Here is a 25362-nt window from a genome sequence, read left to right as displayed (position 1 = left end):
CGAGAAGCGAGTGGCTCCGCCTGGGATCGTCCTAATCGTGGCCTTCCTCGAGCGGCCCGTACCGGTCCTCGACCGTCGAAAGGTACTGCGAGAGGAAGACGGCCTGCGTCGTCTCGCCGGCCTCGAGTTCGACGAGCAGGTCCTCGAGTTCGTCCCGTGGGTGATGACAGAGGTCGCCGTGACAGGACTTGCAGAGGTGTTCGAACGTCTTGTCCTGGCGGTCCCAGCGGTCGCCGTGTTTGTCGTACTCCCGGGCGTCGTCTCGGGGCACGTCGTCGCCGCAGGCGAGACAGGTAACCGTCCTGGTGCGGTTTCGGGAGGACCACAGGGGCATGGTTGATCCGATGCCATGCTATTACTTAGCGATTGTCACAGGTTTCGGGAGTCAGGACAGTCAGTCCGGACGACTCGCGGTCCGTTACCGGCCGGGGGAGGGATCGCGAAGCCCTGGATGGGTCTCGAGCGTCCGGACGCGGCGCATCTGTGCCCGCAGTGTGGCCGAAGCGCCGGGCGCGTCGTTGTGTGTCGCGTCCTCCTCGTCCCGGCACTCCTCGAGTGACAGTGGGAACCGGCGCAGGTCCTTGTGGACCACGAGACCGGCGTAGGCGCCGTCACCGATGGCGATCGTGGTCTGGTTCTGTCCGTGGGTGACGTCGCCGACCGCGTAGGCGCCGTCGACGCTCGTCTCGCGGCGTTCGTCGACGTCGATCGCGCCGTCGTCGGTGAGATCACAGCCCAGTTCTGCCGCGAGGTCGGCGTTGTACGCGGTGCCGTACATCGCGAACCCGCCGAGATAGTCGCGTTCGGTGCCGTCGCCGAAGGAGAGGCCGCCGAGCCACGGCCGTTCGCTCGAGTCGGCGGCACTGTCCTCGTAGGCCGAGACGACCGTCGTCTCGATTCGGTCGACAGGGTGAGCCTCGAGCAGTTCCGCGGTTTCGTCGCCCCACTCTGGCTCGCGACCGTCCAGCAGGAGGTCGACGTCGTCGGTGAAGTTGCACATCGTCATCGCGACGTGAGCGGCGCTTTCGGTGTGACCGAGTACGAACACGGAGCCGTCACCCAGCGTGTACGCATCACAGTGCAGACAGTAGTGGAGGCCGCGGCCGGTAAAGCGCTCGAGGTCTGCCACCTCCGGGCTGCGGTCGCGAAAGCCGGTCGCGAAGACCACGCGGTCGGCGTCGACGGTGGCGTGACTCGCCTCGAGTCGAAATCGGGGGCCGGAGTCGTCCTCGAACCGGGAGACCGATTCGACGGCGTCGAGGTAGAAGTCGCCGCCGTAGTGCTCGAGTTGATCGACGGCGTGGGCCGCCAGTTCCTGGCCGGAGACGTTCTCGGAGACGCCGAGCAAGTTGTGGACGTGGTCGACCGCCGCGTGGCGGCCACCTTCCTTCTCGAAGACGGCTGTCTCGTGGCCGAGTCGGGTAGTGTAGATCGCGGTCGTCAGTCCGGCAGGGCCACCGCCCACGACGACGACCTCGTAGTCGGGATTCGATCGGTCGCGTTCCATGGGAGAACGGTGGTCCGGAGACGGTTGACCGTACGGCGTGACTATGCGCTCGAGTGATCATCCGTGGCGTCGCTCGAGGCTACGTTCCGGCGTAGATCGCGTAGTTGAGCACGGTCGCGAACGACACCCAGGCGAGATACGGGACGAGGAGGGCCGCAGCCAGTCGATCGACGCGGTCGAAGGCGACGATCGTCCCGACGATCGCCAGCCACAGTGGGACGATCACCGCGAGCCCCAGGTCCGGGCGCTGCATACCGAAGAAGGCCGGCGTCCACGCGAGGTTCAGGGCGAACTGGACGGCGAAAGCAGCGATCGCAATTCGGACGTCACGGCGCTCGAGGCCGCGCCGCAAGACGAGAAAGAGTGCGACGCCCATCAGGGTAAACAGGAGCGTCCAGACGACGGGGAAAAGGATCGTCGGCGGGAAGAACCAGGGTTCGTCGATCCATCCGGTGTCGGAACTGAAGAGCACGCCGGGAGCCGAACCGAGAACGTTGACGCCGACGACGAGCGCGAGCGCGACCAGCAACTCGCGAGCGGAGAGTCGCGGACGCCAGCCACTGACCGATTCCATACCGACGGTTCACCTCGAGAGGAGTAGGTGTTCCGGGCAGCATACGCCGGCAGCGCTAGCCCGTCACCGCTCGCAGCGAGACGTGGTCTCTCACCGGTCGTCGAGTGGCGAGCGCGGAACTCGAATCCTTAAATGGGCCGGGACGGTAGAACACACCGATATGGACGTCAAATCCCGACATCATCTCCGGAGTGACGCCGTCTCGGACCTCGAGAGTGGTCTCGAGGAGAAACTGGGCGTCTCGCCGGACGGCGACGCCTACGAGCGCGTCGAGTTCGAGGACACCGACTGGGAGGTCGTACTGATCGACGGGGAGCCACAGGTCGCACACTTCGACGAGGAGCCGTTCCTGACGGTTCGGGGCGCGAACGCCTACGAACCCGAGCGACGCCTCGTCACTGTCGACTCGGGCGCGATCTCGTTCGTCAGCGACGGCGCGGACGTGATGCGGCCAGGAATCACGGAGGCGACCGAGGACATCTCTCCCGACGACCTGGTCGTCATCGCCGAGGAGTCCCACGGAAAGGTGCTCGCGGTCGGCCGCGCCCGCGTCGACGGCTCGGAGATGGCGGGCGACGAAGGGAAAGTCGTCGACTCGCTGCACCACGTCGGCGACGAACTCTACGAGTTCACCGGCTAGTTATTCTGTTTCGGCGAGCGAATCCTCTTCGTACGCCTCCTCGTACTTCTCGAGCGACGTCTCGTACCCTTGCATGGCGAGGTCGTAGGTCTCGCGCAGGTCGGCGATCGGTGTCTCGGTTGCGTCGACCCGCAGATCGTTGTACGGCGGCGTCATGTCGTGGCTCTCGGTCGACTCGACGACGACCGCGGCGCTCTGGACGGTGAGTTCCTCGCGTTTGTCGCCGCCCTCGCGGTGGCCGGCCGCCAGCGCGTCGATCAGTCGTTTCGCGAGCGGGTCCGGGTCGTCCTCGTCGTCGCGTCTGGCGGCGTTCGGACCCGTGGTGGGGTCGGTTGTCTCGTGGACTGCGTTGGACTCGTAGGCGTCCGCGGTCGCTTCGATGACGCTCTCGCCGGTGAGCAGGTTGCCGGCGACAGTGAAGTGCTCGCCCTCGAGATGACCGAACCAGTCGCCACACTCCTCGCCGGAGAACGTGAACGTCCCGTCGGCGTCGACGCCGTGTAGCTGGCGCTGGGGTGCGCCATCGTCGGCGTTTAACAGCGCCTCGAGTGCGTCGTCGACGGCGAGTCCGTCGTCTATGTACTCGACGCCACGCCGTCCGAGGTCGACGTTGACCAGGCTCTGGGTGGCGACGGCACCGTTCTCGCTGACGAACGGGCAGAGGGTGCCGACTCCCGGCAGGCGGGTCGTCACGGCGACGCCGAACCGCTCGTGGGACTGGCCGTCTGCCGTCTCGTAGCTCTCGTGGACGCAGATGCTGAACGTCATACGTACGAACTGTCAGACTGAATCGTAAAAACGGTACTCGTCGTCAGTAGTCACGAGTCTCCCCACGCGATCATCGGTGAATCGATCGGAGCGATAACTCAAACGGCGGGAAACACACAATAAACCCATGGACAGGCGACGAATCAGCCGTTTTCGGGGTGACTGGTCGGCGAGACTGACGTTCCGTCTGACGTAAGAACTATACTGGCGGCGATGATGGATACCGGCAATGGGACTCATGAGCAAAATCCTTGGCGGGGACCAGTCGCGGACCGCCGAGGACTACGTCGAACTGGATCTCGACGACGTTTCGGCTGAGTCGGCAGCCGCAACGATGCAGGTCCATATCGCGGAGGTCAGCGGTCAGGCCGACGCGATCGACATCAAAGACGCCGTCTACGACGGCGATATCGTCATCGCCGACGTCACTCGGCTCCGGACCGAAGACAGTACCGTCGAACACATCGTCGACGAGTTACGACAGGTCGCCGAAGAGGTCAACGGCGACATCGTACGAAAAGGCGACGACCAGATGATTATCACCCCGACCGGCGTCCACGTCAGCCGGGAGAAACTCGGCCAGTGAGACCGGCTACTGTAACGACGCCCCGGCACGAACCGTCGCAGTCGTGCCGAAGCGGACAGTAGCCCGTATGAACGTCGGGAACACGTTCGGCAGTTGCCAGTCGGCGGGAATTACGACAGCGCGTTATTAGAACGAAGCCGTACAACCATGTATGACCGGGTTCCGAGCCACCGTCGTCGTCCGAGATCCCGCCGACTGTCCGGTTGCCAGTATCTCGGCGACCACCGAGGAGTCGATCGACTCCGTTACCAGAACGCGAGCCAGCCCCCGATCACCGTCCGGTGACGGAAACGAACCCAACCCCGATCGAGACGACGTCATCGTCGAGGAGTTCGAAATCTCCGCGAACGCCTCGCTCGAGGACCTCGAGCCCGACGAACTCGGGACCGACCTCGAGATGACGGCGGTGCAGGCGAACGAACGCGAGGAACGGTACCGGTTCGAACGCGACGGTACCGGCAGCTGTGCGTGCGAGGTCGTCGAGGAGACGGGAACGCCGATCTCGTCGGTTCGGGCACAGAACGGGGCGTTGTTGCTGTCCTTTCACACGCTGAACCTCGACGATATCTCCGCGATCGTCGCCGACCTCCGGGAGCAGTTCGACGGCGTTCTCGTCGAGGATTTGACCAAAGACGAAGAGACCTCGGGCGATCCCGTCATCGTCGATCGCGAGGAACTGACCGACCGACAGCAGGAGATCCTCCAGACGGCCCACGAGATGGGATACTTCGATTACCCGAAAGGAGCGAACGCGACCGACGTCGCCGAGGAACTCGGGGTCGCCCGGTCGACGTTTACCGAACATCTGGCGGCAGCACAGACGAAACTGCTCGACACGATCGTCGAGGAGTGAGCCGGACTCGACCGTTCGGCTCGATCGGTGGGATTAGCTGACGAGAACGGGCCGGTCCGTCTCCAGGATTACCGACTGCGTAACGCTTCCGAAGACGGCTTTTCCGACGGGAGTTCGATCTCGAGCGCCGAGTACGATCGTGTCGGCGTCGGTCTCCTCGGCGATCTGCAGGATGCTGTCGGCCGGATCGCCGACCATCTCGGTACGATCGGTGTCGATGCCGTGTTCCTCGAGGCGTTGCTGGGCCTGATCGACGGAGTCGGGAATGTCCCGAATTTCGGGCAACGACTCGTTGAGGTCCTCGATGAACGTGGGGCCTGCTTCGTCGGCCGCCGCGTCGATTTCCTCGATGACGTGGAGAATCGTCACCGAGAGATCGTCCTCGTCGCCGGGTAGCGACAACAGTGTCTCTACCTGTTCGGTGGCACGGTCTGGATCGGCGTCGACCGGTAAGAGCACTCGGTACATATCACACAGTGTGAGGGGAGGTACAATATACGTGACGACGGGTTCCTGTCAAGTATCTATTTTCTCACTCGAGTCTCGTTCCGGCCGCTCAATAGTGAATGAATGTTGCCAATAATAATTGACGTGAGGGACTGCTTCCTGTTCGAGCCATCAGTAATTGCGACTGGATCTGTCACTACACACATTAAAATATTAGTGATATTTGGCATTGTATGGAGGATTAGCGCCCATTTGGGCAGAAAATAGGAGTTACACTTTTCACCACCCTCATGGAAACCCGTTTTGTATGCCAGATAATCGCTCACAGGGAAGGCGGAATTTCCTGAAAGGTGCAGCAACGGTGGGGATCGTCAGTGCTGCTGGCTGTCTCGGTGGTGACGCAGACCATACGATCACGATAGCCGGCACCGCAAGCGGCAGCGCGACGCAAGCAGCGGGACAGGCACTCGCTCGAGCCGCGTCCGAACACAGCGACGAACTACAGATCGACGTCCAGGAGACCGAAGGCTGGACCGCGAACATGTACGAATTCGACGAGGGCGAGTTCAGTACCATCGGCGTCGACAACAACTCCTGGCAGGCGGCGATCAACGAGGAGGAAGACTTCGCCGACAACCCCGTCGAGAACATGCCGATGCAGGGGTTCCTGTTCACGAGTCTCGAGATGCACTGGGTTGCGATGGACGGCTCAGGCATCGAGTCGACGGAAGACCTCCGTGACGGCGGCTACACGATCTACCCGATCGAACCCGGGTTCGGGACTCGGCTGCTCACGGAACAGCTCCTGCGTGAAGACGGCATCTGGGACGCAAACGATATCAACAACGAAGACACCGACGACATCCCCGGAGCCGTCGAGGAAGACCGCGTCGACGCACTCGCACTGTACGGCTCGAACGGCATCGAACTCGCCGGCTGGTGTCAGGAAGTCGACGTTCGAAGCGGTGGCGAACTGTACGCCATCGAAGCCGACGACCAGTTCCGCGAGTCCATCGAAGAGCTAGAAGGCGCCGCGCTCGTCGAACAGGAGCCCTACGGCTACGAACAGGACGTCACCAGCGAACTCGGCCTCGACGAAATCAGCTTCTGGGCACTGCAGGGACAGTGGGCGTTCGGCCCCGACGTCGATCCCGACGCCGTCTACGAGATGGCACGGATCGCCGACGAACACCACGACACGATGCGCGAGTCCGACCCGACGACGCTCGAGTACGATCCAGAAGTGATGACCGAGGTGATCATGGAAGACGTCGACGTCCACCCCGGAATGGTCGAGTTCTACCAGGACAACGACGTCTGGGACGACAGCTGGTCCGAGGGAGAAACGGAGTAGCTGCCGTTCCAGTCGTCGACCACGTATAGCGCGGGAAGACAACTGCGATCGGACGAGACACGACAATGGACGATGGACCACCGATAGACGAGGACGACACCGAGGCCATCGATATTTCGAGCGAGGAGTCGACCGTCAAAGACGTCGACGAGGACCTCGCAGAACGGTCCATCGGTGCGGCCGTTCGGGAACGAGTCGGGGCGGAGAGTCTGAAACGAAAGACGACGCTGTGGACGCTACTCGGCGTCCTCTCGATCCCGTTCTGGCTGTACGTCATGTGGATGGCGTACCTCCAGGCGGAGCTGACCGGCCAGGCTCCCTCGCGTGCACAGTTCGGGGCGGGGTTCCTCGGCGGGATCATCGCACTGTACGCGCTCCACGAGATGGCACAGCGGGTCGGTGGCGGACAGCGGTTCATCTGGACGGACGTGAAGGCGCTGTTCTCCCGTGAAAATATCGGGGACACGCTGACGTTGATCGTCGCCGTTCTCCTGATGATTCCGACGGTCGTCTACGTCTACGTCAACGCATTAGATCTGGCTGGGCGGGGTGGCGCGACTCAGCCGGAACTCGTGATGGCGGCGCTGTTTACGCTCGTGATGATCTACGTCACGTGGCGGGCGTTCGGGATTACGTTCCTCGCCGTGTTACTGGCAGGGATCGGGTACGGGCTGTTCGGCTACCTCATCCCCGGGACGCTCGGACACACCGGGATCGGCTACCAGCGGATGCTCCGCGTGCTCGTGATCAGCATGGATGGCTTCTTCGGCTTCCTGACACAGCTGACAGCAGCCTGGATCGCGCTGTTTCTCCTCTATGCGGGGATGCTCAAGGCCTACGGCGCGTTCGACCTGATCCTCCGTGCTGCAGTACAATCGGCGAAGTACCTCGACTCCGGTGTCGCCCAGACCGCCGTCATCGCAAGTGCCGTCATCGGCTCGGTCAACGGCAGTCAGACCGCAAACGCCGGTATGACCGGCTCCTTTACGATCCCGATGATGAAACAGAGCGGCGTCAAGCCCGAAACCGCCGGCGGGATCGAATCGGTCGCCTCGACCTCCGGACAGGTGCTCCCGCCCGTGATGGGTGCCGGTGCGTTCGTCATGGCGACGCTCATTCCCGGCATGTCCTACTTCGACGTCATCATCGCCGGACTCATTCCCGCGGCGATCCTGATGATAACGATCGTCGTCGCCGTCCACTACGCGGCCGCCCCACAGATCGAGGAACCCGACATGGACGAGATGTTCGACCAGCGCCTCACGCGGTTCGAACTCGGCCTCGAGGCCGTCAAGTTCGGCATACCGCTTGCCCTGCTGGTGTACCTGCTCGGTATCGTCCAGTTCACCGTGATGACCTCGGCGTTCTGGACTGTCGTCACGATGGCGACGCTCGGCATCGTCATCCCGACAGGCAAGCAAGCGTTCGACACGACGAGCCTGCGGCTGACGTTCTGGACGTTCGTCGGGACGCTGAAACAGACGTTCGACGGCTTCCGCGAAGGAATCGTCGTCCTCGCACCGGTGGCGATTATCCTGGCAGCGATCAACGGCGTCGTCGACATCCTGATGGCAACCGGCGTTCCGACGGCGATATCGCTGACTCTGATGGACCTCTCGGGTGGCGTGTTGATCGTCGCGGCGATCATGGCGATGATCATCTGCATCCTGCTCGGACTGGGGATGCCGACGACGGCAGCGTACACGATCGTCGCCCTGTTGATCGCGCCGACGCTGGTCGAACAGTTCTTCCTGCCCGAATTCGCAGGACACTTCTTCGTGTTCTACGCCGCAATTCTGGCGGGGCTGACACCGCCGATCGCGACGTGTGTCGCGGTGGCGACCGGGATCGCCGGCTCGAACTTCTGGCGGACCTGTTTCGAGGCGATCAAGATCTCTGCACCGCTTTTCGTCCTGCCGTTCTCCTTCATCTACCACACCGACATCGTCAACCATCAGGGCGAGTTCGGCTCGGGACTGCTGTTCATCAGCGCCCTCGTCCTCCTGGGTGGGCTGGTGATAATCCACGGACTGAACTACCGGTTCGACCTCGGAACGTGGCCGACGTACGGGCTTCGCGGCCTGTTCGTCGTGCTCGGTATCGTCGTGATGGTCCATCCGGAGTTGCTCGTCCAGCTCGGGGCACTCGGCGTCGCCGCGTTCCTCTATCTCACGCAGGCGGCCGTCGGCGAAGCGTCACCGCTCGAGAAACTCCAGAACGTGACCGCCGGAATCGGAGGGAGACGCGAGTAGCCGTTTTATTCGGCGCTTCGGTCGACGCGACGCAGGACGAACGCGATCGTCGCACCGATCACGGCGATCGTCCCGAGGACGAGGAACAGTTCTCGAGCGCCGGCGACCGTCAGCACCCAGCCGGCGAGTCCGGCACCGAGCGCACCGATCCCGAAGATGACGAGGAACGTGTAGCCGAAGGAGATCCCTCGCGTTCCGGGAGAGGTGTGTTTCGCGACCGTGGCCTGCTGGAGCGGCTGGATCGTAAAGAGCGCGACGCCGAGCAACAGTGAGACGACGACGAACGCGGGAGTCGTCGCGGTCGCCGGGACGAACAGCACGGCAAGTATCGTCAGCGTCACGAGCACGTAGACGAGCGCCCGCTCGACCGGGATGCGGTCCGCGAGGTAGCCGCCCAGGTACTGGCCGAAGACGCCAAACACCAGGATCGCGACGTAGAAGTACCGTGCGAGGTCGAACTCCTCGGCGTAGGGGCTGTCCGGATCGACCAGTTCGATATCGACCAGCCCGGCGAGGAAGTCACTCAGCAGGTCCGGCAGGAACGTGAGGAAGGCCCTGTAGTAGAGACCGCTCATCATCACGACGAGCAAGACGAGCCCGAACGTCAGCGTCAGGAGTTTGCGAGTATCGTCGACGAAGCTATCTAGCGACACCTGGCCTTTCGTGTCGTTGCTTTCCTCTCTCTCCGGGCCACCGTCGGTCGTCGCCGCCGACTCGGCCTCTCGAGGAGCTACCTCGACGAACAGGCCGAGAACCAGCACCACGACCGCGGGGATGGCAAGCAGGATCGAGACGATACGCCAGTCGAACCAGAGCAACAGGATCGCGGTCGCGAGCGGGCCGAGTGCAATCCCGAGGTTGCCGCCGATCCCGTGATAGCCGAGCGCGATCCCCGTGCGTTCGACTCGAGTCGAAAGTAATGCGAGTCCGGCGGGGTGGTAGACGCTCGCCGTGACGCCCCAGAGGGCGATCGCGATCGACAGAAAGAGTATCGATCCCGACAATCCGACCAGGACGAACGAACCCGCCATTCCCGCGAGACACGCGAGTATCAGTGGTTTCGAGCCGTACTGGTCGACCAGCACGCCGCCTGGCAGTGCGCCGACGCCGAACAGTCCGTAGCCGACGGTGACGATCAGGCCGAGCATCGCCTCCGTCGTCGAGAACTCGACCAGCCAGACGGTCATCAAGATCGGGATCGACAGCTCGTAGGTGTGAACGAGCCCGTGAGCCGCCGACGTGAACAACACGATTTCGCGGTCCGAGTCGTCCATTGTCGCGCTGTATTTCGACTCATCGGATTAAGAATCGGGGGTGTGTGTCTAGCTTTGCCGGTATGTTACACGTCATCAGTAATCACGAATCCGGTACGGCTTTGGCAGACCGGCGGTCATTCGAACGCATGGACGTTATTCACACGGCACTGTGGGTTTCGGACCTCGAGCGAACGCGGGAGTTCTACGTCGACGCGCTCGGCCTCACCGAAAACTGGTCGTTCACGGCAGACGACGGCGTCGAGAACGTCTACGTCGGGGGCGAGAACGCGGAGTTCCAGTTCAAGTACGATCCCGACGGCGGGCCGAAGATCGATCCGGGAACGATGGCTCACGTCGCCGTCGGCGTCGAGAGTACCGACGAGACGTTCGAACGACTTAGCGAGCGCGCCGATCCGCCGGTTCACGAGGAGCCGACGACCATGGAGAAGATCGACCGCCGCGTCGCGTTCGTCGAAGATCCGGACGGGTACGTCGTCGAACTCGTCGAACGACTCGAGTAAGCGAGGTCAGCCGCCGGTCGCTGCGGGGTTCGAAACCGACGACGGAATTCGAACGACGAACACGAGAAGGATGGACGCGATCACGACGAGCATCGCGAGCAAGAGCCAGGACGCACGGTAGCCGACCATGTCGGCGAGGTATCCGAAGGCTGGCGGTGCGAACAGCCCACCGCTTGTGAGTGCGAGCTGGCCGCCGGCGGTCGCGCCACCCATTTCGTCGGCACGGACGAGCGTCGCCATGACGGAGTAGTAGACGCCGGTGTAGCCGAGGACGAAGAAACCGAGCACCGAGAACGCGATCGTCGCACCGATCACGGTCGTCGTCGATGCAACGACGACGAACATCACTGCGCCGGCCAGCGACTGGACGATGAGGATGCCGCCGATTCGAACCTGTGGGTCACCGGGCAAGACGTCGCTCAGCCACCCCGTTACGACGCGGCCGACGCTGCCGAATAGCTGGACGAGTGCGAGAACGACGCCGCTGTAGGCGACCGATGCCTCGATCGACTCCTCGACGTACAACACCGTGTAGCCGGTCGTCGTGAAAAGCGCTGCACCCAGAAAGAGGCCGGAGACGGTAAGCAGGAAGTACGGACGGTTCGAGAGCAACGCACGGAAGTCGGGATATTTGGCCGCCCCGTCGCCACCGCTTCCCGAGTAGAGGACGTAAAACGCGGCTGCGATGGCCAGCGCAAACCCGGCAGCCAGGAGGAATCCGGCCTGCCAGAAGAGAACGCCGGCGAGACCGGTCACCAGCAGGGCACTGATACCGCTTCCGCCTGTCACGCCGACCTGCTTGATCCCCATCGCGAAGTTCTGTTTTCCCGGTTTGATGTTGTCGAAGATCGCCTTGTTCGTCCCGGGCATCGCGGTTCCGTACAGCGAACCGAGAACGAACACCGCAGCCAGAAGCAGGGCAAACGTCGGTGATCCAGCCACCAGTGCAGTTGCAGTACCGAGTCCAACCAGTCCGAGCGTGAGCATCAATCGCTCACCGAACTTATCGACCAGTGCACCCTGTGGAAGCAGGAAGACGGCGTAGCCGAACGTCAATGTCGTGACGACGACGCCGACCCAGAATCGAGAGAGACCGAACGTATCCCGGAAGAACGGAGTTGCGGCGAACACCGAGTAGTAACAGATACTCGCCGAAATTTGCCACAACGTAACGAGAAGCACTGTCCGCCAGTACGACGTATCCATCGGCGTTAGCTGGCCGAGTACAGGATAAAAGGGTATCGTTCCCGGAAAGTAACGGGAATCCGCCGAAACAGCAACTACATTAATAAAATGATGTGCTCGTATAAATAATATAGTGCTATCATTATAGATGCGAGATTTACGGTTTGAGGTACCAGTATGTCTCTTTTGGATATAATACACGGTAGATAATTTGTAATGAAGAACGATGGTTTTTTATAGTGGGGATAGAAAGCAGTTGGCACATGCCTGGTAATGGAACACAGGGGAGACGGAACTTCCTGAAAGGTGCAGCAGCAATGGGCGTCGTCGGCGTCGCCGGCTGTCTCGGTGACGATGACGGACACACGATCACGATTGCCGGAACCGCGAGTGGAAGCTCGACGCAGGCAGCGGGTCAGGCCCTTGCTCGTGCCGCACAGGAACACAGCGACGAACTATCGGTCGACGTGCAGGTGACCGAAGGCTGGACCGCGAACCTGTACGAGTACGACGAAGACGAGTTCAGCACTATCGGCGTCGACAACAACTCGTGGGCGGCCGCGCTCAACGGAGAAGAAGACTTCGCCGACAACCCAGTCGACGACCTGCCCATGCAGGGATTCCTGTTCACGAGTCTCGAGATGCACTGGGTGGCGATGGACGGCTCCGGCATCGAGTCGACGGCCGACCTCCGTGACGGCGGCTACACGATCTACCCAATCGAACCCGGGTTCGGTACCCGACTGCTGACCGAACAGCTCCTCCGCGAGGACGGCATCTGGGACGAAAACGACATCAACAACGAGGACACCGACGACATCCCCGGTGCCGTCGAGGAGGGGCGTGTCGACGCGCTCGCACTCTACGGCTCGAACGGCGTCGACCTCTCCGGCTGGTGTCAGGAAGTCGACGTCCGCAGTGGCGGCGACCTCTACGCCATCGAGGCCGACGACCAGTTCGTCGAGTCCATCGAGTCGATGGACGGTGCGAGCCACGTCCGGAAGGAGCCGTACGGCTACGAACAGGACGTCACCAGCGAACTCGGCGTCGACGAAGTCGACTTCTGGGCGCTGCAGGGACAGTGGGCGTTCGGCCCCGACGTCCACCCAGACGCCGTCTACGAAATGCTGCGAGTCGCACACGAGCACCACGACACGATGCGCGAGTCGGACCCGACGACGCTCGACTACGACGATCCAGCAGTGATGACCGACGCGGTCATGGAAGACGTCGACGTTCACCCAGGTGCAGCCGAGTTCTTCCAGGACAACGACGTCTGGGACGACAGCTGGAGCGTGGGCGAAGCCGACGCCGAGTAACGCACGAAAGAATAGATTCTTACTGTTTCGAGCGCGACCCATATGCTAACGACTCGCTTGTATAGCGGGACCAGGTAACAATGGACGACGAACCACCGACAAATACCGACGACGACTCGATCGACCTCTCGGACGACGAGGCGGACGTCACCGACGTAGACGAAACGCTCGCAGACCGCCCAATCAGAGACGTCCTCCGGGAGAGTTTCTCGAAAGAAAGCCTCAAAGAGAAGGCGACGCTCTGGAATTTCCTCGCAGTCTTTTCGATCGTATTCTGGGGGTACATCATGTGGATGGCGTACCTCCGGGGTGCGGTTACCGGGAGTGCTCCCTCACGTGCACGATTCGGTGCAGGATTCCTCGGCGGAATCATCGTGCTGTACGCGTTCTACGAGATGATAAACCGCGTCGACGGCGGGAATCGGTTCTTCCTCACCGATCTCAAGGCACTGTTCTCGCGTGACAATCTGGGAGATACAGGCCTGTTGCTCGTCGTCATCCTCCTGACAGTCCCGACCACGGCCTACGCTTACGTCAACGCGCTCGAGCTCACCCAGCGAGGGTATATCACGCAACCGGAGCTCGTAGTGGCCCTCCTGTTTACGCTCGTGATGATCTACATCACGTGGCGAGCCTTCGGTATCACGTTCCTCGCAGTCTTGCTCGCTGGAATCGCATACGGCTATTTCGGCTACCTCATTCCCGGAACGCTCGGACACACCGGGATCGGCTTCGATCGGCTGTTCCGAATCCTCGTGATGACGATGGACGGCTTCTTCGGCTTCCTGACCCAGCTGACGGCAGCGTGGATCGCGCTGTTCTTGCTGTATGCAGGAATGCTGAAAGCCTACGGCGCGTTCGACCTGATTCTTCGTGCGGCGACGCGCACCGGGAAGTACCTCGACTCCGGCGTCGCACAGACGGCAGTGATCGCGAGTGCCGTCATCGGCTCGGTCAACGGCAGCCAGACCGCAAACGCCGGCATGACCGGCTCCTTTACGATCCCGATGATGAAAAAGAGCGGCGTCAAGCCCGCGACGGCCGGCGGAATCGAATCCGTCGCTTCGACCTCCGGGCAGGTGCTCCCGCCCGTCATGGGCGCTGGCGCGTTCGTCATGGCTCAGTTCGTTCCGGGTTCGTCGTACTTCGACGTCATCGTCGCCGGACTCATTCCCGCGGCGATCCTGATGGTCGTCATCTTCGTCGCCGTCCACTACGCGGCCGCCCCACAGATCGAGGAGCCGAACATGGACGAAATCTTCGACGAAAAACTCGAGACGCTCGAACTGGCACTCGAGGGGCTCAAGTTCGGTATTCCGCTGATCCTGCTCGTCTACCTGTTGGGTATTCTCCAGTTCACCGTCGGTACCTCGGCGTTCTGGACTGTCGTCAGTATGGCAGTGCTCGGAATCACCGTTCCGGTGGCCAAAGAAGTGTACGACAGTGCGGACGTCCGCCGGGCGTTCTGGGCGTTCGTCGGCGGCCTCAAACAGACGTTCAACGGGTTCCGCGAGGGGGTCGTCGTCCTCGCGCCGGTTGCTGTCATCCTGGCGGCGATCAACGGCGTCGTCGACATCCTGATGGCGACCGGCGTCCCGGGCGCGCTCTCGTTGACCCTGATGGATCTCTCGGGTGGCGTGTTGATCATCGCGGCGCTGATGGCGATGGTCATCTGTATCATCCTCGGGCTGGGGATGCCGACGACGGCCGCGTACACGATCGTCGCGATCCTGATCGCGCCGACGCTGGTCAACCAGTTCTTCCTGCCCGAGTTCGCCGGCCACTTCTTCGTGTTCTACGCAGCGATCCTGGCGGGGCTGACACCGCCGATCGCGACGTGTGTCGCGGTGGCGACCGGGATCGCCGGCTCGAACTTCTGGCGGACCTGTTTCGAGGCGATCAAGATCTCCGCGCCACTGTTCGTCCTGCCGTTCTCCTTCATCTACCACCCCGAAATCGTCGACCACGGTGGTGAGTTCGGAACCAGCGTCCTGCTCACTGGATTCATCGTCCTGCTGGGCTCGCTTGTAATCATCCACGGACTGAACTACCGGTTCGACCTCGACAGGTGGCCGGCGTACGCGCTCCGAGGGTTCTTCTTCGGGCTCGGCGTTATGGTGATGGTGCATCCGGAGCTGTACTTCCAGCTCGGCGCACTCGCCATCGCGACGTTCCTCTATCTCACCCAGGCAGCCGTCGGTGAATCGTCGCCGCTCGAGAAGATCCAGAACGCGGCTGCGGGAATCAACGGCCGACAGAAGTAGCCGTCGTCCCGCTTTCCCGGATCACTCGGCTGAACTATAGTAACAACTGCAACTATTTACACCTGATCGCACAGCTGTCGTGCGATCAGGTGTGCATTGACTTGCAGTGGCTACTATACATTTTCGTCGACCGACCGACGTACACTTGGCGAGCGTTCGCTGTCCGAACCCGACGTACCACCGGTGTTCATCCCAGCCGACGAGGGAAACGATAATGCTTTTCCATGGGCGACGGAAAGGTAAAATCATGGCAAACGACCTCAAGAAAGGGCTGGAGGGTGTTCTGGTCGCAGAGTCCGATCTGAGCTCGATCGACGGTGACGAAGGGCGCCTGATCTATCGAGGGTATCCTATCGAGGAACTCGCCCGCGGCGCGAGTTACGAGGAAGTCCTCTATCTTCTCTGGCACGGCCAGCTCCCGACGGAAGACGAACTCACGGAGTTTGCCGACGCGATGGCGACCGAACGCGAGGTCGACGACGACGTGCTCGCGACGATGGAGCGACTCGCCGACGCCGACGAACGGCCGATGGCCGCGCTCCGGACCGCAGTCTCGATGTTCTCGGCCTACGAACCCGAAGCCGACGTCGATCCGGACGACCTCGAGGCGACGCTTCGCAAAGGTCGACGCATCACCGCCAAAATCCCGACCGCGCTCGCGGCTTTCGAACGCTATCGGCTCGGCGAGGAGCCGGTCGATCCCGACCCCGACCTTGGACTCGCCGCAAACTTCCTCTACATGCTGACCGGCGAACAGCCGGACGACGTCGCCGCCGAAACCTTCGACCAGGCACTCATCCTGCACGCCGACCACGGACTCAACGCCTCGACGTTTACCTCGATGGTGATCGGCTCGACGATGGCCGACATCTACAGCGCCGTCACCGGCGGCGTCGCAGCACTCTCCGGGCCGCTCCACGGCGGCGCGAACCAGGACGTCATGGAAGTGCTGATAGAGATCGACGACAGCGGCAAGGACCCGCTCGAGTGGGTCGAAGAGGCTACCGACGCAGGTCGACGCATCCCCGGCTTCGGCCACCGCGTCTACAACGTCAAGGACCCACGCGCGAAGATCCTCCAGAGCCGACTCGAGGAACTCGCCGCGAACGGCGACGACAAGTGGTACGACATCACGACGACGATCGAAGACTACCTCACCGAAGAGAAAGGCCTCGTCGAGAAGGGCATCGCCCCGAACGTCGACTTCTACTCCGGCTCGGTCTACTATCAGCTGGGCATCCCGTTCGACATGTATACGCCCATCTTCGCGATGAGTCGCGCCGGCGGCTGGATCGCCCACGTCCTCGAGTACCAGGAGGATAATCGTCTCATTCGCCCACGCGGACGTTACACGGGTCCCGAGAGCGAGGAGTTCGTCCCGCTCGAGGATCGATAAAACAGTTCTCGGTTCGGCTTTTTTCGATTCAGCTGAGTTCTCGGACGACGAGCGAGATGCCGACGAGCGAGCCGAGCAACACGACGAGGTTGAACGCCGCCTGCATCAGCGGCTGGTAGCGATCGGCCACCCAGAGATCGATCGCAGACGTGACGCTCCCGTAGAACTGGACTGTCGCGACGAGCGCGAGGAGCGAACAGACGGCGAGCCCGCCCCAGGCGAGGTATCGCCTGACCCTCGTCGGCTCGAGGGCGACGCCGCCGTCCTCGTCGATCGGTTCCGGCGGTTCGTCCGGTAGCTGCTCGGCGTCGGTGAACGATTCCGTGGTCGATTCGGTCGTCTCTGCTGGTGGTGTCGTATCGGTCATGGCTTTCTGGTTCGTGTCACTGCGAGCGCAACTATCGCCGCGATCACTGCAATCGTCGTGAGAACGATGCTGAAGCCGGGCGTTCCGTCACCCTGGTCCGCTACGTCGTCGCCGGCGCCGTCGTCGTCTACCGGTCCTCTGGTGGGTCCGGCGTCCTCTTCGACCGTCTCGAATCCGCCGTCGTCGTCCTCGAAGTCGGCCGTCTCGAACGACGACTCGCCGTCCTCGCCGTCCGGACGCAGGTCGGCGAGTGCCCGGTCGGTCTCGACGATCGTCCCGTCGAGCCAGAGGACGGCATCGAGGTAGTACTCGTACTCGTCGGAGACCTCGAGTTCGGCCGCTGGCGTGACGGTCTCGCCGGGCTGAACCGCCGGCACGGAGACCGTGCTGGCGTCCGCGACGACGTTCGAACCGGCCTGCCGAGCCTTCAACTCGACCTCGAGATCGGTGGCTCTCTCGTCGCCCTCGTTCGTGAGATAGCTCGTCACCTCGAGAGTCGCCCCACCGTCGCTCGCGTCCGCGACCGAGTACTCGATCGCGGGGACGTCGGCGAGTACGCCCCCGTCGCCGAAGCGGTGGAACTCGACGGAGCTATCGGCGTAGGCCGGCGTCAGCGCGTCGACGCCGGAGACGCGGTGGCTGGTCGATTCCGTCCGTGTCCCGTCGACGTAGACGAACGTCTCGACCTCGTACGATCCGTCTCGAGGAACGTCGACTGTCGCAGTAGCCGTCGTCTCGACTTCGCCATCGAGCGTGCCGACCTCGTGGTCGGTCGTCTCCTCGACGAGTCCCGTTTCCGTATCGGTGGCTCGATGGACGATCGTCACGTTCGATACCGGGCCGCCGTGGTGCTGGAGGTGGCTGTCGACCTCGAGTGCAACCGTCTCGCCCGACACCTCGTCGGCAGCGATCGTTACCTCGAGCAGCGACGCGTGACCGTCGAGTTCGGCCGCCGTATCGGGTTCTGCGGGGTCGGCGACCGCACCGGAGAGGGCAAGCGTCGCGAGTGCAAGGGCCACGACGACGAACGCGGCACCACTCAGGGCTAGCTCGCGATTCATGAACCTGTGTCTCGAGAGATATTATAAATGTTTTGTGTATTAGAGAGTGAATTAACGGCCGCCGAATGATGGCCCGGGAGACCACCGAAACATCGTCGAACAAAAGTAACCGGCCGTCCGACGAACGCGCGTGTACGTCTTCGTCTACGGAACACTGACCGATCCCGACCGGGTCCAGACCGTCCTCGAGGGGCATCCAACAGCGGAGTACGCTCTCGAGGAGACGGCCACGCTCGAGGGGGTACACCGCGTCGACGGCCGCTATCCGACGCTTGCACCGGGTGGAAGCGTCGACGGACGGGTACTGGCGGTCGACGAGGTGGGACTCGAGCGCCTGGATCGATACGAGGGGGTCGAAGACGGACTATACGTTCGGGTTACGGTCCCGTATTCCGGGCGTGACGACGAAGCCTTCGTCTACGTCGGCGATCCGGCCCGTCTCGGAGTCGACGACCGGATCGACTGGCCGGGTGATGGTCCCCTCCTCGAGCGGGTTCGTCGCGTGGTTCGCGAGGACGAAATCGTGCTATCGAGTCGCGAATGACGACCGTCAGTCGATCGTCTGTCGACCGTCTGACGGAGGTTTCATCCCGGCGCCTTCTTGCACTTTCACTTTCGGTCCGGAGGGGTGGGTTTTATGGTCTCTCCGTTCCCGTCTACAGTCGCACGTCACACGCCGTGTATTCCCTGTCGTGCTGCCTGCACCCGGCAGCACTTTCCTGTCATAACATCCATACCGGCTGGACTATCCGGATGTGATCCCAACAATATTACGAGACCCGGCGAATAGTCGGACGTATGATCGAACTCTCGGACGTTCTCGAAGCACGCGAACGGGTACGGGAGACTGCCCGGCACACGCCACTGGACTACTCACACACCTACTCTTCGATGACCGGCGCGGAGGTCCACCTGAAACTGGAGAACTTCCAGCGGACGGGCGCCTTCAAGATCCGTGGCGCGACGAACAGGATCGCGACGCTCTCCGAAGAGCAGAAAGAAGCCGGCGTCGTCACCGCGAGCGCGGGCAACCACGCCCAGGGCGTCGCACTCGCAGCCAGTCGCGCGGGCGTCGACTCAACGATCGTCATGCCCAAACACGCGCCGATCTCGAAGGTGAAAGCGACCAGAAACTACGGCGCGGAGGTCGTCCTCGAGGGCAGCGACTACAACGAGGCCGCAGAGCGCGCCCACGAGATCGAACGCGAGGAGGGGATGACCTACCTCCACGCCTTCGACGACGAGGACGTGATGGCCGGCCAGGGGACGATCGGCCTCGAGATTCTAGAGGACTGTCCGGACGTCGAGACCGTCGTCGTTCCGATCGGCGGTGGCGGCCTCATCAGCGGGATCGCGACGGCGATCAAGGGGAAAAAGCCCGACGTACGCGTCGTCGGCGTCCAGGCCGAGGGTGCTTCCAGTGCCGCCCCCTCCCTCGAGAAAGGCGAGCGAGTGACGATAGACGGGGTGGACACGATCGCCGACGGGATCGCCACCCGCAGCGTCGGCGAGCAGACGTTCCCGCACATTCAGGAGCGCGTCGACGAGGTCGTCACCGTCTCCGATCCCGAAATCGCCATGACCATCGTCCACCTGCTCGAGCGCTCGAAGACGGTCGTCGAGGGTGCGGGCGCGGTCCCGCTCGCAGCCGTCCTCTTCGAGAGGTTCGACTACGACGAGGACGAGACGATCGTCCCGGCGATCTGTGGCGGCAACATCGACCTCAACACGCTCAGCAACGTCATCGTCCGCGGACTGCTCGAGACCGGCCGCTACCTGAAGATCCGGACCGTCCTGACCGACCAGCCGGGTGCCCTGGAAGGACTGCTCGATATCTTTACCGCTCACCAGGCGAACATCTACGCGATCCACCACGACCGGACCTCCCGCGGCGTCGAACTGAACGACGCCGAAGTCGAGATCGAACTCGAGATGCGCGGCCCCGAACACGTCGAGGAGTTCCTCGCCGACCTCCGGGAGGCCGGCTACGAGGTCGACGTACTGGCCTAACACGACTCAGCGGAACGGAATCCGACTCCGAGAGTCGACCGTGACTTCGATTCGAGGAGTAACGCCAGTTCCAGCCACCCTGCTCCCGTCCTCCTCGTTTTCCTCGTTCTCGGACTCGCCAGTTCCCGTCTCCTCGTCGTTCGTCCCGTCCGGACGTCGATACGTGACGATATCCTCGTTGCCGAGCCCAGCGGCGAGTTCGTACGTGCCGGTCGGCCCGATATCGTCGCCGTGAATCTCGTACGCGAACGACGTCGTTTCGCCGGGTGAAAGCGTCATGATGAGTTCCTCACCGTCGAGACCCATCCCGCTGGGACGGACGTCGACGTGGTCGCTTTCCTCGTACTCGTCGCTCCACAGGCGGATCCGTGCTTCGCCCGGATACCCCTCCGGCTCACCACGTAACTCGAGGATACCGTACGGTCGAACGCCTCGACTCGCGATCTCGAGTTGCTCGTCACCGTCGTTCTCGGTAGTAAGTTCGATCACGCCGGGTGAATCGACCCGGATCTCCGGATCCAGTACGTCCAGATCGAACGAGAGCAACTCGTCCGGACTCGAGTGGGTCTCGACAGCGCCGATCTCGTACTCGGAGTCGGCCATACAGCCCGCGAGGGCGGTAGTCGAGCCGGCGACGACGCCGAGCAGCGTACGGCGACGAATGGACGGGCCACGGGAGGGGTCGTCGCCGTTCATTCTCGGTCACCTCCGTTCGATCCGTCGTCGGTGTACGCGACGAACAGCGACTCGACCGACGGCTCGTCGACGCTCGTTCGCTCGACGCGGATGCCGGCGTCCTCGATCGCGGCGACGACTGCTTCGCGTCGCTCCGGCGACTCGAGGTGGACGGTCATCGACTCGGCCGCTGTTTCGGTCAGTCGACCGCCAGCAGTATCGGCGTCGGACGAAGCATCTGTCGGCGAGTCCAGGAACGCGTCGGTAACGCCGTCGACTGCGGCCGCCGTCCGGCGTGCCCGATCGGAATCGCCATCGATCGTTAACTCGAGTTCCGTCGCAACGGGTGCGTTCGCTCGCAGTTCCTCGACCGTTCCCTCCGCGACGAGTCGACCCTCGTGGAGGATGCCGATCCGATCGCAGACGAGTTCGACCTGCCCGAGGACGTGACTCGAGAAGAAGACGGTCGCGCCGCGGTCGTTCTCCGCGTGTGCGATCTCGCGGACCGTCCGGACGCCGTGGGGATCGAGCCCCGAGAACGGCTCGTCGAGAATCAGCAGGTCCGGTTCGCCGACCAGTGCCATCGCGAGCGCGAGTCGCTGGCGCATCCCGCGGGAGTAGCTCCCCGCCTTGTCGTCGATCGCATCCGCGAGGCCGACGCGCTCGAGCAGGCGTTCCGGGTCGTCGTCGGCCCGTTTCGTGTCGATGACAAGCCGCAGGTGGTCGTGGCCGGTCCGGTTCTCGTAGACGCTGAAGCCGTCCGGCAGGATGCCGACCTGCTGGTGGACCGAGACGACGTCGTCGCGGGGATTCATCCCGAGGACGCGACACGAACCTTCCGTCGGGCGCGCGTAGTCCATCAGGAGGTTGATCGTCGTCGACTTGCCGGCACCGTTCGGCCCGAGGAAGCCGTAGATTTCGCCCGATTCGACGGTGAGCGAGAGATCTTCGATGGCTGCCTTGGAGCCGTAGCGTTTCGTCAGTCGATCGGTGTCGATGGCCGGGTCGAGGTCGTTCGAACTCATACGAGATCACCGCGATCGAAACGGAGGTAGGCGATTCCAAGCGGTACCAGCCCCCAGGCGGCGAGGATAACCAGGCCACCCGCTTCGTGGAGATACAGCGGGACGGTCCCCGGGTCGAACGCGGTATCGACGACGAGCGCGTTCGACGAGACGTTAGGTTGTATTTCGCTCAGGACGCTCGAGTAGTGCCACGCGGAGTTGCCGGTGTCTAAAATCCCGTTCGTGACAGTGTTGTACGCCCCGCCCGGCGAGAGGCGATCCAGAAGAAACAGTCCACCCTCTGCCGGTGGATCGTACGGATCGACAGGGGTGCCCGTGAGCCGCGAGTACAGCATCGGTGATAGCATCTGCCAGAGAAACTCGAGTAGCAGGAAGAGGCCGACGAACAGCGTCACGGCAGCAGTAGCCGCACGGCCAGCCAATGCCGAGACACTAACGACGATCGAGACGAGCACCGCGAGATACGCCAGCGTGACGAGAATTACGGCGAGATACCGCAGTGGAGAGAACAGGCCGAATCGGACGACGCCGACGAGCGTGACGAGGCCGAGTGCAAGCAGCATCGGGATCGCGATGCCGACTGTCAGCCCGACGAGCTTCCCCAGAAGGACGTCACCGCGCGTGAGAGGGAGTCCGAGGACGAACTGCAGGCTTCCGGACGTTCGTTCGCCGACGATCGTCTGATATCCGAGTGCGATCGCGGCGATCGGAAGCAGAAACGCGGCACTGTACTGGACGAACCCGATCGTCATGTCGGGACCGAGTTCCGCCCAGGCGGTGTAATCCGGTCGATACGTCCAGAGCGGAAGCGCGAGCGCGAGCAGCCAGACGCCCTTGGTAGAGAGCAGGGCTTTACACTCCTCGCGCGCGAGCGGGAGCCATCGCATTACCGACACTGCTCACGACCTGCATATAAACCCAGACGGGCGTTTTCCGACAGGGAACACGGGTGAGACAAAACGACAACCGAGTTCGGTAACCGCTTGCGAATGTTCGACGATCTAACCCTGGCACTGGATTTCGTCTGGTTTTAAGACGTGTTGGAGAGTCATCCCGTGTATGAAACGAATCATCGAAACCGACGAGGCTCCCGCAGCCGTCGGCGCGTACAGCCAGGCGACGACCAACGGCGACGTCATGTTCACCGCCGGCCAGATTCCGATGACGCCCGACGGTGACCTGCTCGACGACGAGTCCATCGCGACCCAGACCGAACAGGCCCTGGACAACCTCACCGCCATCCTCGAGGAAGAAGGTGCGAGCATCGACGACGTGCTCAAGGTGAGCGTCTTCCTCGACGACATCGAGGACTTCGACGAGATGAACGAGACCTATGGTAGCTACTTCGACGACGAACCCCCGGCCCGTAGCGCCGTCGAGGTCGCCGCACTCCCCAAGGGCGTCGGCGTCGAAATCGAAGCGATCGCGACCGTCGAGTAACGCCGACCGATGGAGCCACGCACCAAATCTGCACTCCTGTGGGGCGCGGTCGGCTTCATGGCGTTTCTGGTGCTGGTCCAGGGCTACGCCCTGGTCGTCGAGCCACTGGTGACGATCACGCAGGGCGGTGCCGTCGCCGTCCTCGTGGGTGCGGCAACGGCAGTGAGTGCGTACGCCCTCGAGCACCGGATCGCCGCGTGGTCGGCACGCCGCGTGGCGGACGAAACCGAGTCACACGGCGGCGACAGTAAAAGTAAGAGTTAAACGACCGACGTGGTTACGTTTACTCGAGCCAGGATGGCCGAACGGTAAGGCGCACGCCTGGAAAGCGTGTTCCCTTTGGGATTCTGGGTTCAAATCCCAGTCCTGGCGTTTTCGTACTTAACACTCGGAAGTGTCGCGAGCAACGCGATTAGCTATTCATCGCTCGTTCGAGAACGTCCTGAATAAAGTCGCCTTTCGCGGCGGTATACTGCTCTCTGTTCTCGGGGTACGTTTCGGCCAATCGTTTCTTCAGTGAAGAGTACTGGGCAGCGATTTCTGGATGGTCGCGGAGATAATCTCTGAAGGCGATTTTCTCTTCGTAGAAGTCGCTTCCTCGCTCCGTAACCGAAAGGTAGTACGTGCGGTTCGTGTGTGGCCCTTTGGCGAAAAAGAGCCGTCCTTCTACGTCTTCAGGGCGATATTCGTACTTATGGTCTTCGAGTCTGGATATGAGGTCTTCCGTTTCGTCTAGTGTTTCGACGACGGCGAGGATATCGATTATCGGCTTCGCCAGCATCCCCTCGATGGCGGTACTACCGATGTGTTCGAAATCGAGGAACCAGTCATTCGCAATATTCTGTAGTCGCTCTGCTTCCTCTTCGTAGAGGTCCACCCATTCTTTTCGATACGGCTCCAGTTCGACGGTTCCTCGTTCTAACCCGACCATTGATTCCAGAAATTAGAGTTGTGTGTATATGTCTTTGGACCGATCAATGCACGCGAGGAATCTATCGACTGAGGGTGCAATAAGCCTCCAGAAATACAACTGTACATTTCGTGGGCCGAGCGGAATCCGTTTGACCGAGGAGCACGAAACTTCGCCCATGTGCGGCCGGTACACTCTCACCCTCGAGTCCGACGACCTCGAGGAACGATTCGACGCAACCCTCGAGGAGGAGTTCTCGCCCCGCTACAACGCTGCACCCGGCCAGCGGCTGCCGGTGATCACCGACGCCGAGCCCGAGACAGTCCAGCGCCTCGAGTGGGGACTGGTTCCGTCGTGGGCCGACGACGACACTGGCGGGATCATCAACGCGCGTGCGGAGACGATCAACAAGAAGCCGAGTTTTCGGGAAGCCTACGAACAGCGCAGATGTCTCGTGCCCGCGGACGGCTTCTACGAGTGGGTCGAGACCGAGGACGGGAAACAACCCTACAGGGTCGCCCTCGAGGACGACCGACCGTTCGCGATGGCGGGGCTGTGGGAGCGCTGGGAACCCGACGAGGAGACGACCCAGGCCGGACTCGAGGCGTTCGGCGGCGGCAGCGCGGATGCGGGCAGGGACGACGACCCGCTCGAGACGTTCACGGTCGTCACGACGGAACCGAACGATCTGGTCGGGGATCTCCACCACCGGATGGCGGTAATCCTCGAGCCCGGTGACGAACGGGAGTGGCTCATGGGGGACGATCCGAAAGACCTCCTCGAGCCCTATCCAGCGGACGAGATGCGGGCGTACCCGGTCTCGAGGGCAGTCAATGATCCGTCGACGGACGAACCGTCGCTGCTCGAGCCGATCGAATCCTGAACCACAATCCAGCGCACTTAAATATAGCGGAATGGCCGGCCGCGAACACGATCTCGAGTGACGGTACCA

27 protein-coding genes and 1 tRNA gene are annotated in these 25362 nt (G+C 62.5%); 15 read left to right on the top strand and 13 right to left on the bottom strand.

What is annotated here, in order from left to right; genetic code table 11:
• Positions 1–31: 31 nt before the first annotated feature.
• From BLR35_RS16730 to BLR35_RS16720, 3 genes are all read right to left on the bottom strand, one after another.
• A complete protein-coding gene (locus BLR35_RS16730; RefSeq protein WP_090384522.1) occupies positions 32–334 on the bottom strand; it encodes a DUF7562 family protein in 303 nt (100 codons plus the stop codon).
• Positions 335–418: 84 nt separating this feature from the next.
• Positions 419–1507, bottom strand: a complete 1089-nt coding sequence (locus BLR35_RS16725) for an NAD(P)/FAD-dependent oxidoreductase (RefSeq protein WP_090384519.1) — start codon at positions 1505–1507, stop codon at positions 419–421.
• A gap of 79 nt (positions 1508–1586) precedes the next feature.
• Positions 1587–2081, bottom strand: a complete 495-nt coding sequence (locus tag BLR35_RS16720) for a TspO/MBR family protein (RefSeq protein ID WP_090384517.1) — start codon at positions 2079–2081, stop codon at positions 1587–1589.
• Between the two features lie 160 nt (positions 2082–2241).
• Here BLR35_RS16720 and BLR35_RS16715 point away from each other — a divergent pair, with 160 nt between their 5' ends.
• Positions 2242–2721, top strand: coding sequence for an RNA-binding protein (locus tag BLR35_RS16715; RefSeq protein ID WP_090384514.1), 480 nt, complete (start codon positions 2242–2244; stop codon positions 2719–2721).
• Here BLR35_RS16715 and BLR35_RS16710 read toward each other — a convergent pair whose 3' ends face one another.
• Positions 2722–3489, bottom strand: a complete 768-nt coding sequence (locus tag BLR35_RS16710) for a DUF1028 domain-containing protein (protein WP_090384511.1) — start codon at positions 3487–3489, stop codon at positions 2722–2724.
• Positions 3490–3718: 229 nt separating this feature from the next.
• Between BLR35_RS16710 and BLR35_RS16705 the strand changes: the two genes are divergently transcribed.
• Entirely contained in the window at positions 3719–4075 is a 357-nt protein-coding gene (locus tag BLR35_RS16705) for a cell division protein SepF (RefSeq protein WP_090384509.1), read from the top strand.
• Between the two features lie 151 nt (positions 4076–4226).
• Positions 4227–4928, top strand: coding sequence for a helix-turn-helix domain-containing protein (locus tag BLR35_RS16700; RefSeq protein ID WP_090384506.1), 702 nt, complete (start codon positions 4227–4229; stop codon positions 4926–4928).
• Between the two features lie 33 nt (positions 4929–4961).
• On the opposite strand, the gene BLR35_RS16695 is transcribed toward BLR35_RS16700, so the two are convergent.
• Positions 4962–5396, bottom strand: coding sequence for a universal stress protein (locus BLR35_RS16695; RefSeq protein WP_090384503.1), 435 nt, complete (start codon positions 5394–5396; stop codon positions 4962–4964).
• Between the two features lie 286 nt (positions 5397–5682).
• On the opposite strand from BLR35_RS16695, the gene BLR35_RS16690 reads away from it, so the two are divergent.
• Together BLR35_RS16690 and BLR35_RS16685 are read left to right on the top strand one after the other, a co-directional pair.
• A complete protein-coding gene (locus tag BLR35_RS16690; protein WP_211704982.1) occupies positions 5683–6729 on the top strand; it encodes a TAXI family TRAP transporter solute-binding subunit in 1047 nt (348 codons plus the stop codon).
• A gap of 65 nt (positions 6730–6794) precedes the next feature.
• On the top strand, positions 6795–8981 hold the full coding sequence (locus BLR35_RS16685) for a TRAP transporter permease (RefSeq protein WP_090384500.1): 2187 nt from the start codon (positions 6795–6797) through the stop codon (positions 8979–8981).
• A gap of 5 nt (positions 8982–8986) precedes the next feature.
• On the opposite strand, the gene BLR35_RS16680 is transcribed toward BLR35_RS16685, so the two are convergent.
• The gene (locus BLR35_RS16680) at positions 8987–10255 is read right to left on the bottom strand and encodes an MFS transporter (RefSeq protein ID WP_090384497.1); all 1269 of its coding nucleotides are present in this window, start codon (positions 10253–10255) and stop codon (positions 8987–8989) included.
• Positions 10256–10383: 128 nt separating this feature from the next.
• Between BLR35_RS16680 and BLR35_RS16675 the strand changes: the two genes are divergently transcribed.
• Positions 10384–10758: a VOC family protein gene (locus BLR35_RS16675; RefSeq protein ID WP_090384495.1), complete on the top strand. Its 375-nt coding sequence runs from the start codon at positions 10384–10386 to the stop codon at positions 10756–10758.
• Positions 10759–10764: 6 nt separating this feature from the next.
• On the opposite strand, the gene BLR35_RS16670 is transcribed toward BLR35_RS16675, so the two are convergent.
• Complete coding sequence (locus tag BLR35_RS16670) at positions 10765–11964, bottom strand: MFS transporter (protein ID WP_090384492.1); 1200 nt, start codon at positions 11962–11964, stop codon at positions 10765–10767.
• A gap of 242 nt (positions 11965–12206) precedes the next feature.
• Between BLR35_RS16670 and BLR35_RS16665 the strand changes: the two genes are divergently transcribed.
• From BLR35_RS16665 to citZ, 3 genes are all read left to right on the top strand, one after another.
• A complete protein-coding gene (locus tag BLR35_RS16665; RefSeq protein WP_211704981.1) occupies positions 12207–13262 on the top strand; it encodes a substrate-binding domain-containing protein in 1056 nt (351 codons plus the stop codon).
• An 80-nt stretch (positions 13263–13342) separates the two neighbouring features.
• Positions 13343–15526: a TRAP transporter permease gene (locus BLR35_RS16660; RefSeq protein ID WP_170831064.1), complete on the top strand. Its 2184-nt coding sequence runs from the start codon at positions 13343–13345 to the stop codon at positions 15524–15526.
• A gap of 247 nt (positions 15527–15773) precedes the next feature.
• Positions 15774–16922, top strand: coding sequence for a citrate synthase (citZ, locus tag BLR35_RS16655; RefSeq protein WP_090384489.1), 1149 nt, complete (start codon positions 15774–15776; stop codon positions 16920–16922).
• Positions 16923–16950: 28 nt separating this feature from the next.
• Here citZ and BLR35_RS16650 read toward each other — a convergent pair whose 3' ends face one another.
• Positions 16951–17289, bottom strand: a complete 339-nt coding sequence (locus tag BLR35_RS16650) for a DUF8060 family membrane protein (protein ID WP_090384487.1) — start codon at positions 17287–17289, stop codon at positions 16951–16953.
• Entirely contained in the window at positions 17286–18350 is a 1065-nt protein-coding gene (locus BLR35_RS16645) for a DUF7490 domain-containing protein (protein ID WP_090384485.1), read from the bottom strand. The genes BLR35_RS16650 and BLR35_RS16645 overlap by 4 nt, the downstream gene beginning before the upstream one ends.
• 130 nt (positions 18351–18480) lie before the next feature.
• On the opposite strand from BLR35_RS16645, the gene BLR35_RS16640 reads away from it, so the two are divergent.
• Together BLR35_RS16640 and ilvA are read left to right on the top strand one after the other, a co-directional pair.
• Complete coding sequence (locus BLR35_RS16640; RefSeq protein ID WP_090384482.1) at positions 18481–18894, top strand: gamma-glutamylcyclotransferase family protein; 414 nt, start codon at positions 18481–18483, stop codon at positions 18892–18894.
• 254 nt (positions 18895–19148) lie between these two features.
• A complete protein-coding gene (gene ilvA, locus BLR35_RS16635) occupies positions 19149–20360 on the top strand; it encodes a threonine ammonia-lyase (protein ID WP_090384481.1) in 1212 nt (403 codons plus the stop codon).
• Between the two features lie 6 nt (positions 20361–20366).
• On the opposite strand, the gene BLR35_RS16630 is transcribed toward ilvA, so the two are convergent.
• Genes BLR35_RS16630 through BLR35_RS16620 form a run of 3 tightly spaced genes read right to left on the bottom strand, consistent with a single transcriptional unit; the run spans position 20367 to position 22947 of the window.
• Positions 20367–21056 (bottom strand): DUF8130 domain-containing protein, encoded by a 690-nt coding sequence (locus BLR35_RS16630; RefSeq protein ID WP_090384478.1) that lies wholly within the window; start codon positions 21054–21056, stop codon positions 20367–20369.
• Entirely contained in the window at positions 21053–22060 is a 1008-nt protein-coding gene (locus BLR35_RS16625; protein ID WP_090384475.1) for an ABC transporter ATP-binding protein, read from the bottom strand. Before BLR35_RS16625 ends, BLR35_RS16630 begins: the two co-directional genes overlap by 4 nt.
• Positions 22057–22947 (bottom strand): ABC transporter permease subunit, encoded by an 891-nt coding sequence (locus tag BLR35_RS16620; RefSeq protein WP_211704980.1) that lies wholly within the window; start codon positions 22945–22947, stop codon positions 22057–22059. The genes BLR35_RS16625 and BLR35_RS16620 overlap by 4 nt, the downstream gene beginning before the upstream one ends.
• A gap of 172 nt (positions 22948–23119) precedes the next feature.
• On the opposite strand from BLR35_RS16620, the gene BLR35_RS16615 reads away from it, so the two are divergent.
• The 3 genes from BLR35_RS16615 to BLR35_RS16605 all read left to right on the top strand — a co-directional run bounded on the left by BLR35_RS16615 (position 23120) and on the right by BLR35_RS16605 (position 23872).
• A complete protein-coding gene (locus BLR35_RS16615) occupies positions 23120–23500 on the top strand; it encodes a Rid family detoxifying hydrolase (protein WP_090384469.1) in 381 nt (126 codons plus the stop codon).
• Between the two features lie 9 nt (positions 23501–23509).
• Positions 23510–23764 (top strand): DUF7981 family protein, encoded by a 255-nt coding sequence (locus tag BLR35_RS16610; protein WP_090384466.1) that lies wholly within the window; start codon positions 23510–23512, stop codon positions 23762–23764.
• A 27-nt stretch (positions 23765–23791) separates the two neighbouring features.
• Positions 23792–23872: transfer RNA gene (locus BLR35_RS16605), tRNA-Ser, on the top strand.
• Between the two features lie 40 nt (positions 23873–23912).
• On the opposite strand, the gene BLR35_RS16600 is transcribed toward BLR35_RS16605, so the two are convergent.
• Positions 23913–24431, bottom strand: coding sequence for a GrpB family protein (locus BLR35_RS16600; protein ID WP_090384464.1), 519 nt, complete (start codon positions 24429–24431; stop codon positions 23913–23915).
• Positions 24432–24588: 157 nt separating this feature from the next.
• Between BLR35_RS16600 and BLR35_RS16595 the strand changes: the two genes are divergently transcribed.
• A complete protein-coding gene (locus tag BLR35_RS16595) occupies positions 24589–25293 on the top strand; it encodes an SOS response-associated peptidase (protein ID WP_090384462.1) in 705 nt (234 codons plus the stop codon).
• The last annotated feature ends 69 nt before the right edge of the window (positions 25294–25362 follow it).

The organism is Natronobacterium texcoconense (assembly GCF_900104065.1).
Classification (GTDB): domain Archaea; phylum Halobacteriota; class Halobacteria; order Halobacteriales; family Natrialbaceae; genus Natronobacterium; species Natronobacterium texcoconense.
The sequence above is the reverse complement of the archived record's forward strand: the minus strand, read 5'-3'. Positions and strand labels throughout refer to the sequence as shown.

Excerpts from the sequence above, each read along its gene's own strand:
- BLR35_RS16705 (WP_090384509.1), top strand. The coding sequence starts at position 3,719 with ATGGGACTCATGAGCAAAATCCTTGGCGGGGACCAGTCGCGGACCGCC.
- BLR35_RS16725 (WP_090384519.1), bottom strand. The coding sequence starts at position 1,507 with ATGGAACGCGACCGATCGAATCCCGACTACGAGGTCGTCGTCGTGGGC.
- BLR35_RS16645 (WP_090384485.1), bottom strand. The coding sequence starts at position 18,350 with ATGAATCGCGAGCTAGCCCTGAGTGGTGCCGCGTTCGTCGTCGTGGCC.
- BLR35_RS16700 (WP_090384506.1), top strand. The coding sequence starts at position 4,227 with ATGACCGGGTTCCGAGCCACCGTCGTCGTCCGAGATCCCGCCGACTGT.
- BLR35_RS16665 (WP_211704981.1), top strand. The coding sequence starts at position 12,207 with ATGCCTGGTAATGGAACACAGGGGAGACGGAACTTCCTGAAAGGTGCA.
- BLR35_RS16595 (WP_090384462.1), top strand. The coding sequence starts at position 24,589 with ATGTGCGGCCGGTACACTCTCACCCTCGAGTCCGACGACCTCGAGGAA.
- BLR35_RS16625 (WP_090384475.1), bottom strand. The coding sequence starts at position 22,060 with ATGAGTTCGAACGACCTCGACCCGGCCATCGACACCGATCGACTGACG.
- BLR35_RS16610 (WP_090384466.1), top strand. The coding sequence starts at position 23,510 with ATGGAGCCACGCACCAAATCTGCACTCCTGTGGGGCGCGGTCGGCTTC.
- BLR35_RS16615 (WP_090384469.1), top strand. The coding sequence starts at position 23,120 with ATGAAACGAATCATCGAAACCGACGAGGCTCCCGCAGCCGTCGGCGCG.
- citZ (WP_090384489.1), top strand. The coding sequence starts at position 15,774 with ATGGCAAACGACCTCAAGAAAGGGCTGGAGGGTGTTCTGGTCGCAGAG.
- ilvA (WP_090384481.1), top strand. The coding sequence starts at position 19,149 with ATGATCGAACTCTCGGACGTTCTCGAAGCACGCGAACGGGTACGGGAG.
- BLR35_RS16715 (WP_090384514.1), top strand. The coding sequence starts at position 2,242 with ATGGACGTCAAATCCCGACATCATCTCCGGAGTGACGCCGTCTCGGAC.
- BLR35_RS16680 (WP_090384497.1), bottom strand. The coding sequence starts at position 10,255 with ATGGACGACTCGGACCGCGAAATCGTGTTGTTCACGTCGGCGGCTCAC.
- BLR35_RS16720 (WP_090384517.1), bottom strand. The coding sequence starts at position 2,081 with ATGGAATCGGTCAGTGGCTGGCGTCCGCGACTCTCCGCTCGCGAGTTG.
- BLR35_RS16675 (WP_090384495.1), top strand. The coding sequence starts at position 10,384 with ATGGACGTTATTCACACGGCACTGTGGGTTTCGGACCTCGAGCGAACG.
- BLR35_RS16600 (WP_090384464.1), bottom strand. The coding sequence starts at position 24,431 with ATGGTCGGGTTAGAACGAGGAACCGTCGAACTGGAGCCGTATCGAAAA.
- BLR35_RS16685 (WP_090384500.1), top strand. The coding sequence starts at position 6,795 with ATGGACGATGGACCACCGATAGACGAGGACGACACCGAGGCCATCGAT.
- BLR35_RS16695 (WP_090384503.1), bottom strand. The coding sequence starts at position 5,396 with ATGTACCGAGTGCTCTTACCGGTCGACGCCGATCCAGACCGTGCCACC.
- BLR35_RS16630 (WP_090384478.1), bottom strand. The coding sequence starts at position 21,056 with ATGAACGGCGACGACCCCTCCCGTGGCCCGTCCATTCGTCGCCGTACG.
- BLR35_RS16650 (WP_090384487.1), bottom strand. The coding sequence starts at position 17,289 with ATGACCGATACGACACCACCAGCAGAGACGACCGAATCGACCACGGAA.
- BLR35_RS16690 (WP_211704982.1), top strand. The coding sequence starts at position 5,683 with ATGCCAGATAATCGCTCACAGGGAAGGCGGAATTTCCTGAAAGGTGCA.
- BLR35_RS16620 (WP_211704980.1), bottom strand. The coding sequence starts at position 22,947 with ATGCGATGGCTCCCGCTCGCGCGCGAGGAGTGTAAAGCCCTGCTCTCT.
- BLR35_RS16730 (WP_090384522.1), bottom strand. The coding sequence starts at position 334 with ATGCCCCTGTGGTCCTCCCGAAACCGCACCAGGACGGTTACCTGTCTC.
- BLR35_RS16710 (WP_090384511.1), bottom strand. The coding sequence starts at position 3,489 with ATGACGTTCAGCATCTGCGTCCACGAGAGCTACGAGACGGCAGACGGC.
- BLR35_RS16670 (WP_090384492.1), bottom strand. The coding sequence starts at position 11,964 with ATGGATACGTCGTACTGGCGGACAGTGCTTCTCGTTACGTTGTGGCAA.
- BLR35_RS16660 (WP_170831064.1), top strand. The coding sequence starts at position 13,343 with ATGGACGACGAACCACCGACAAATACCGACGACGACTCGATCGACCTC.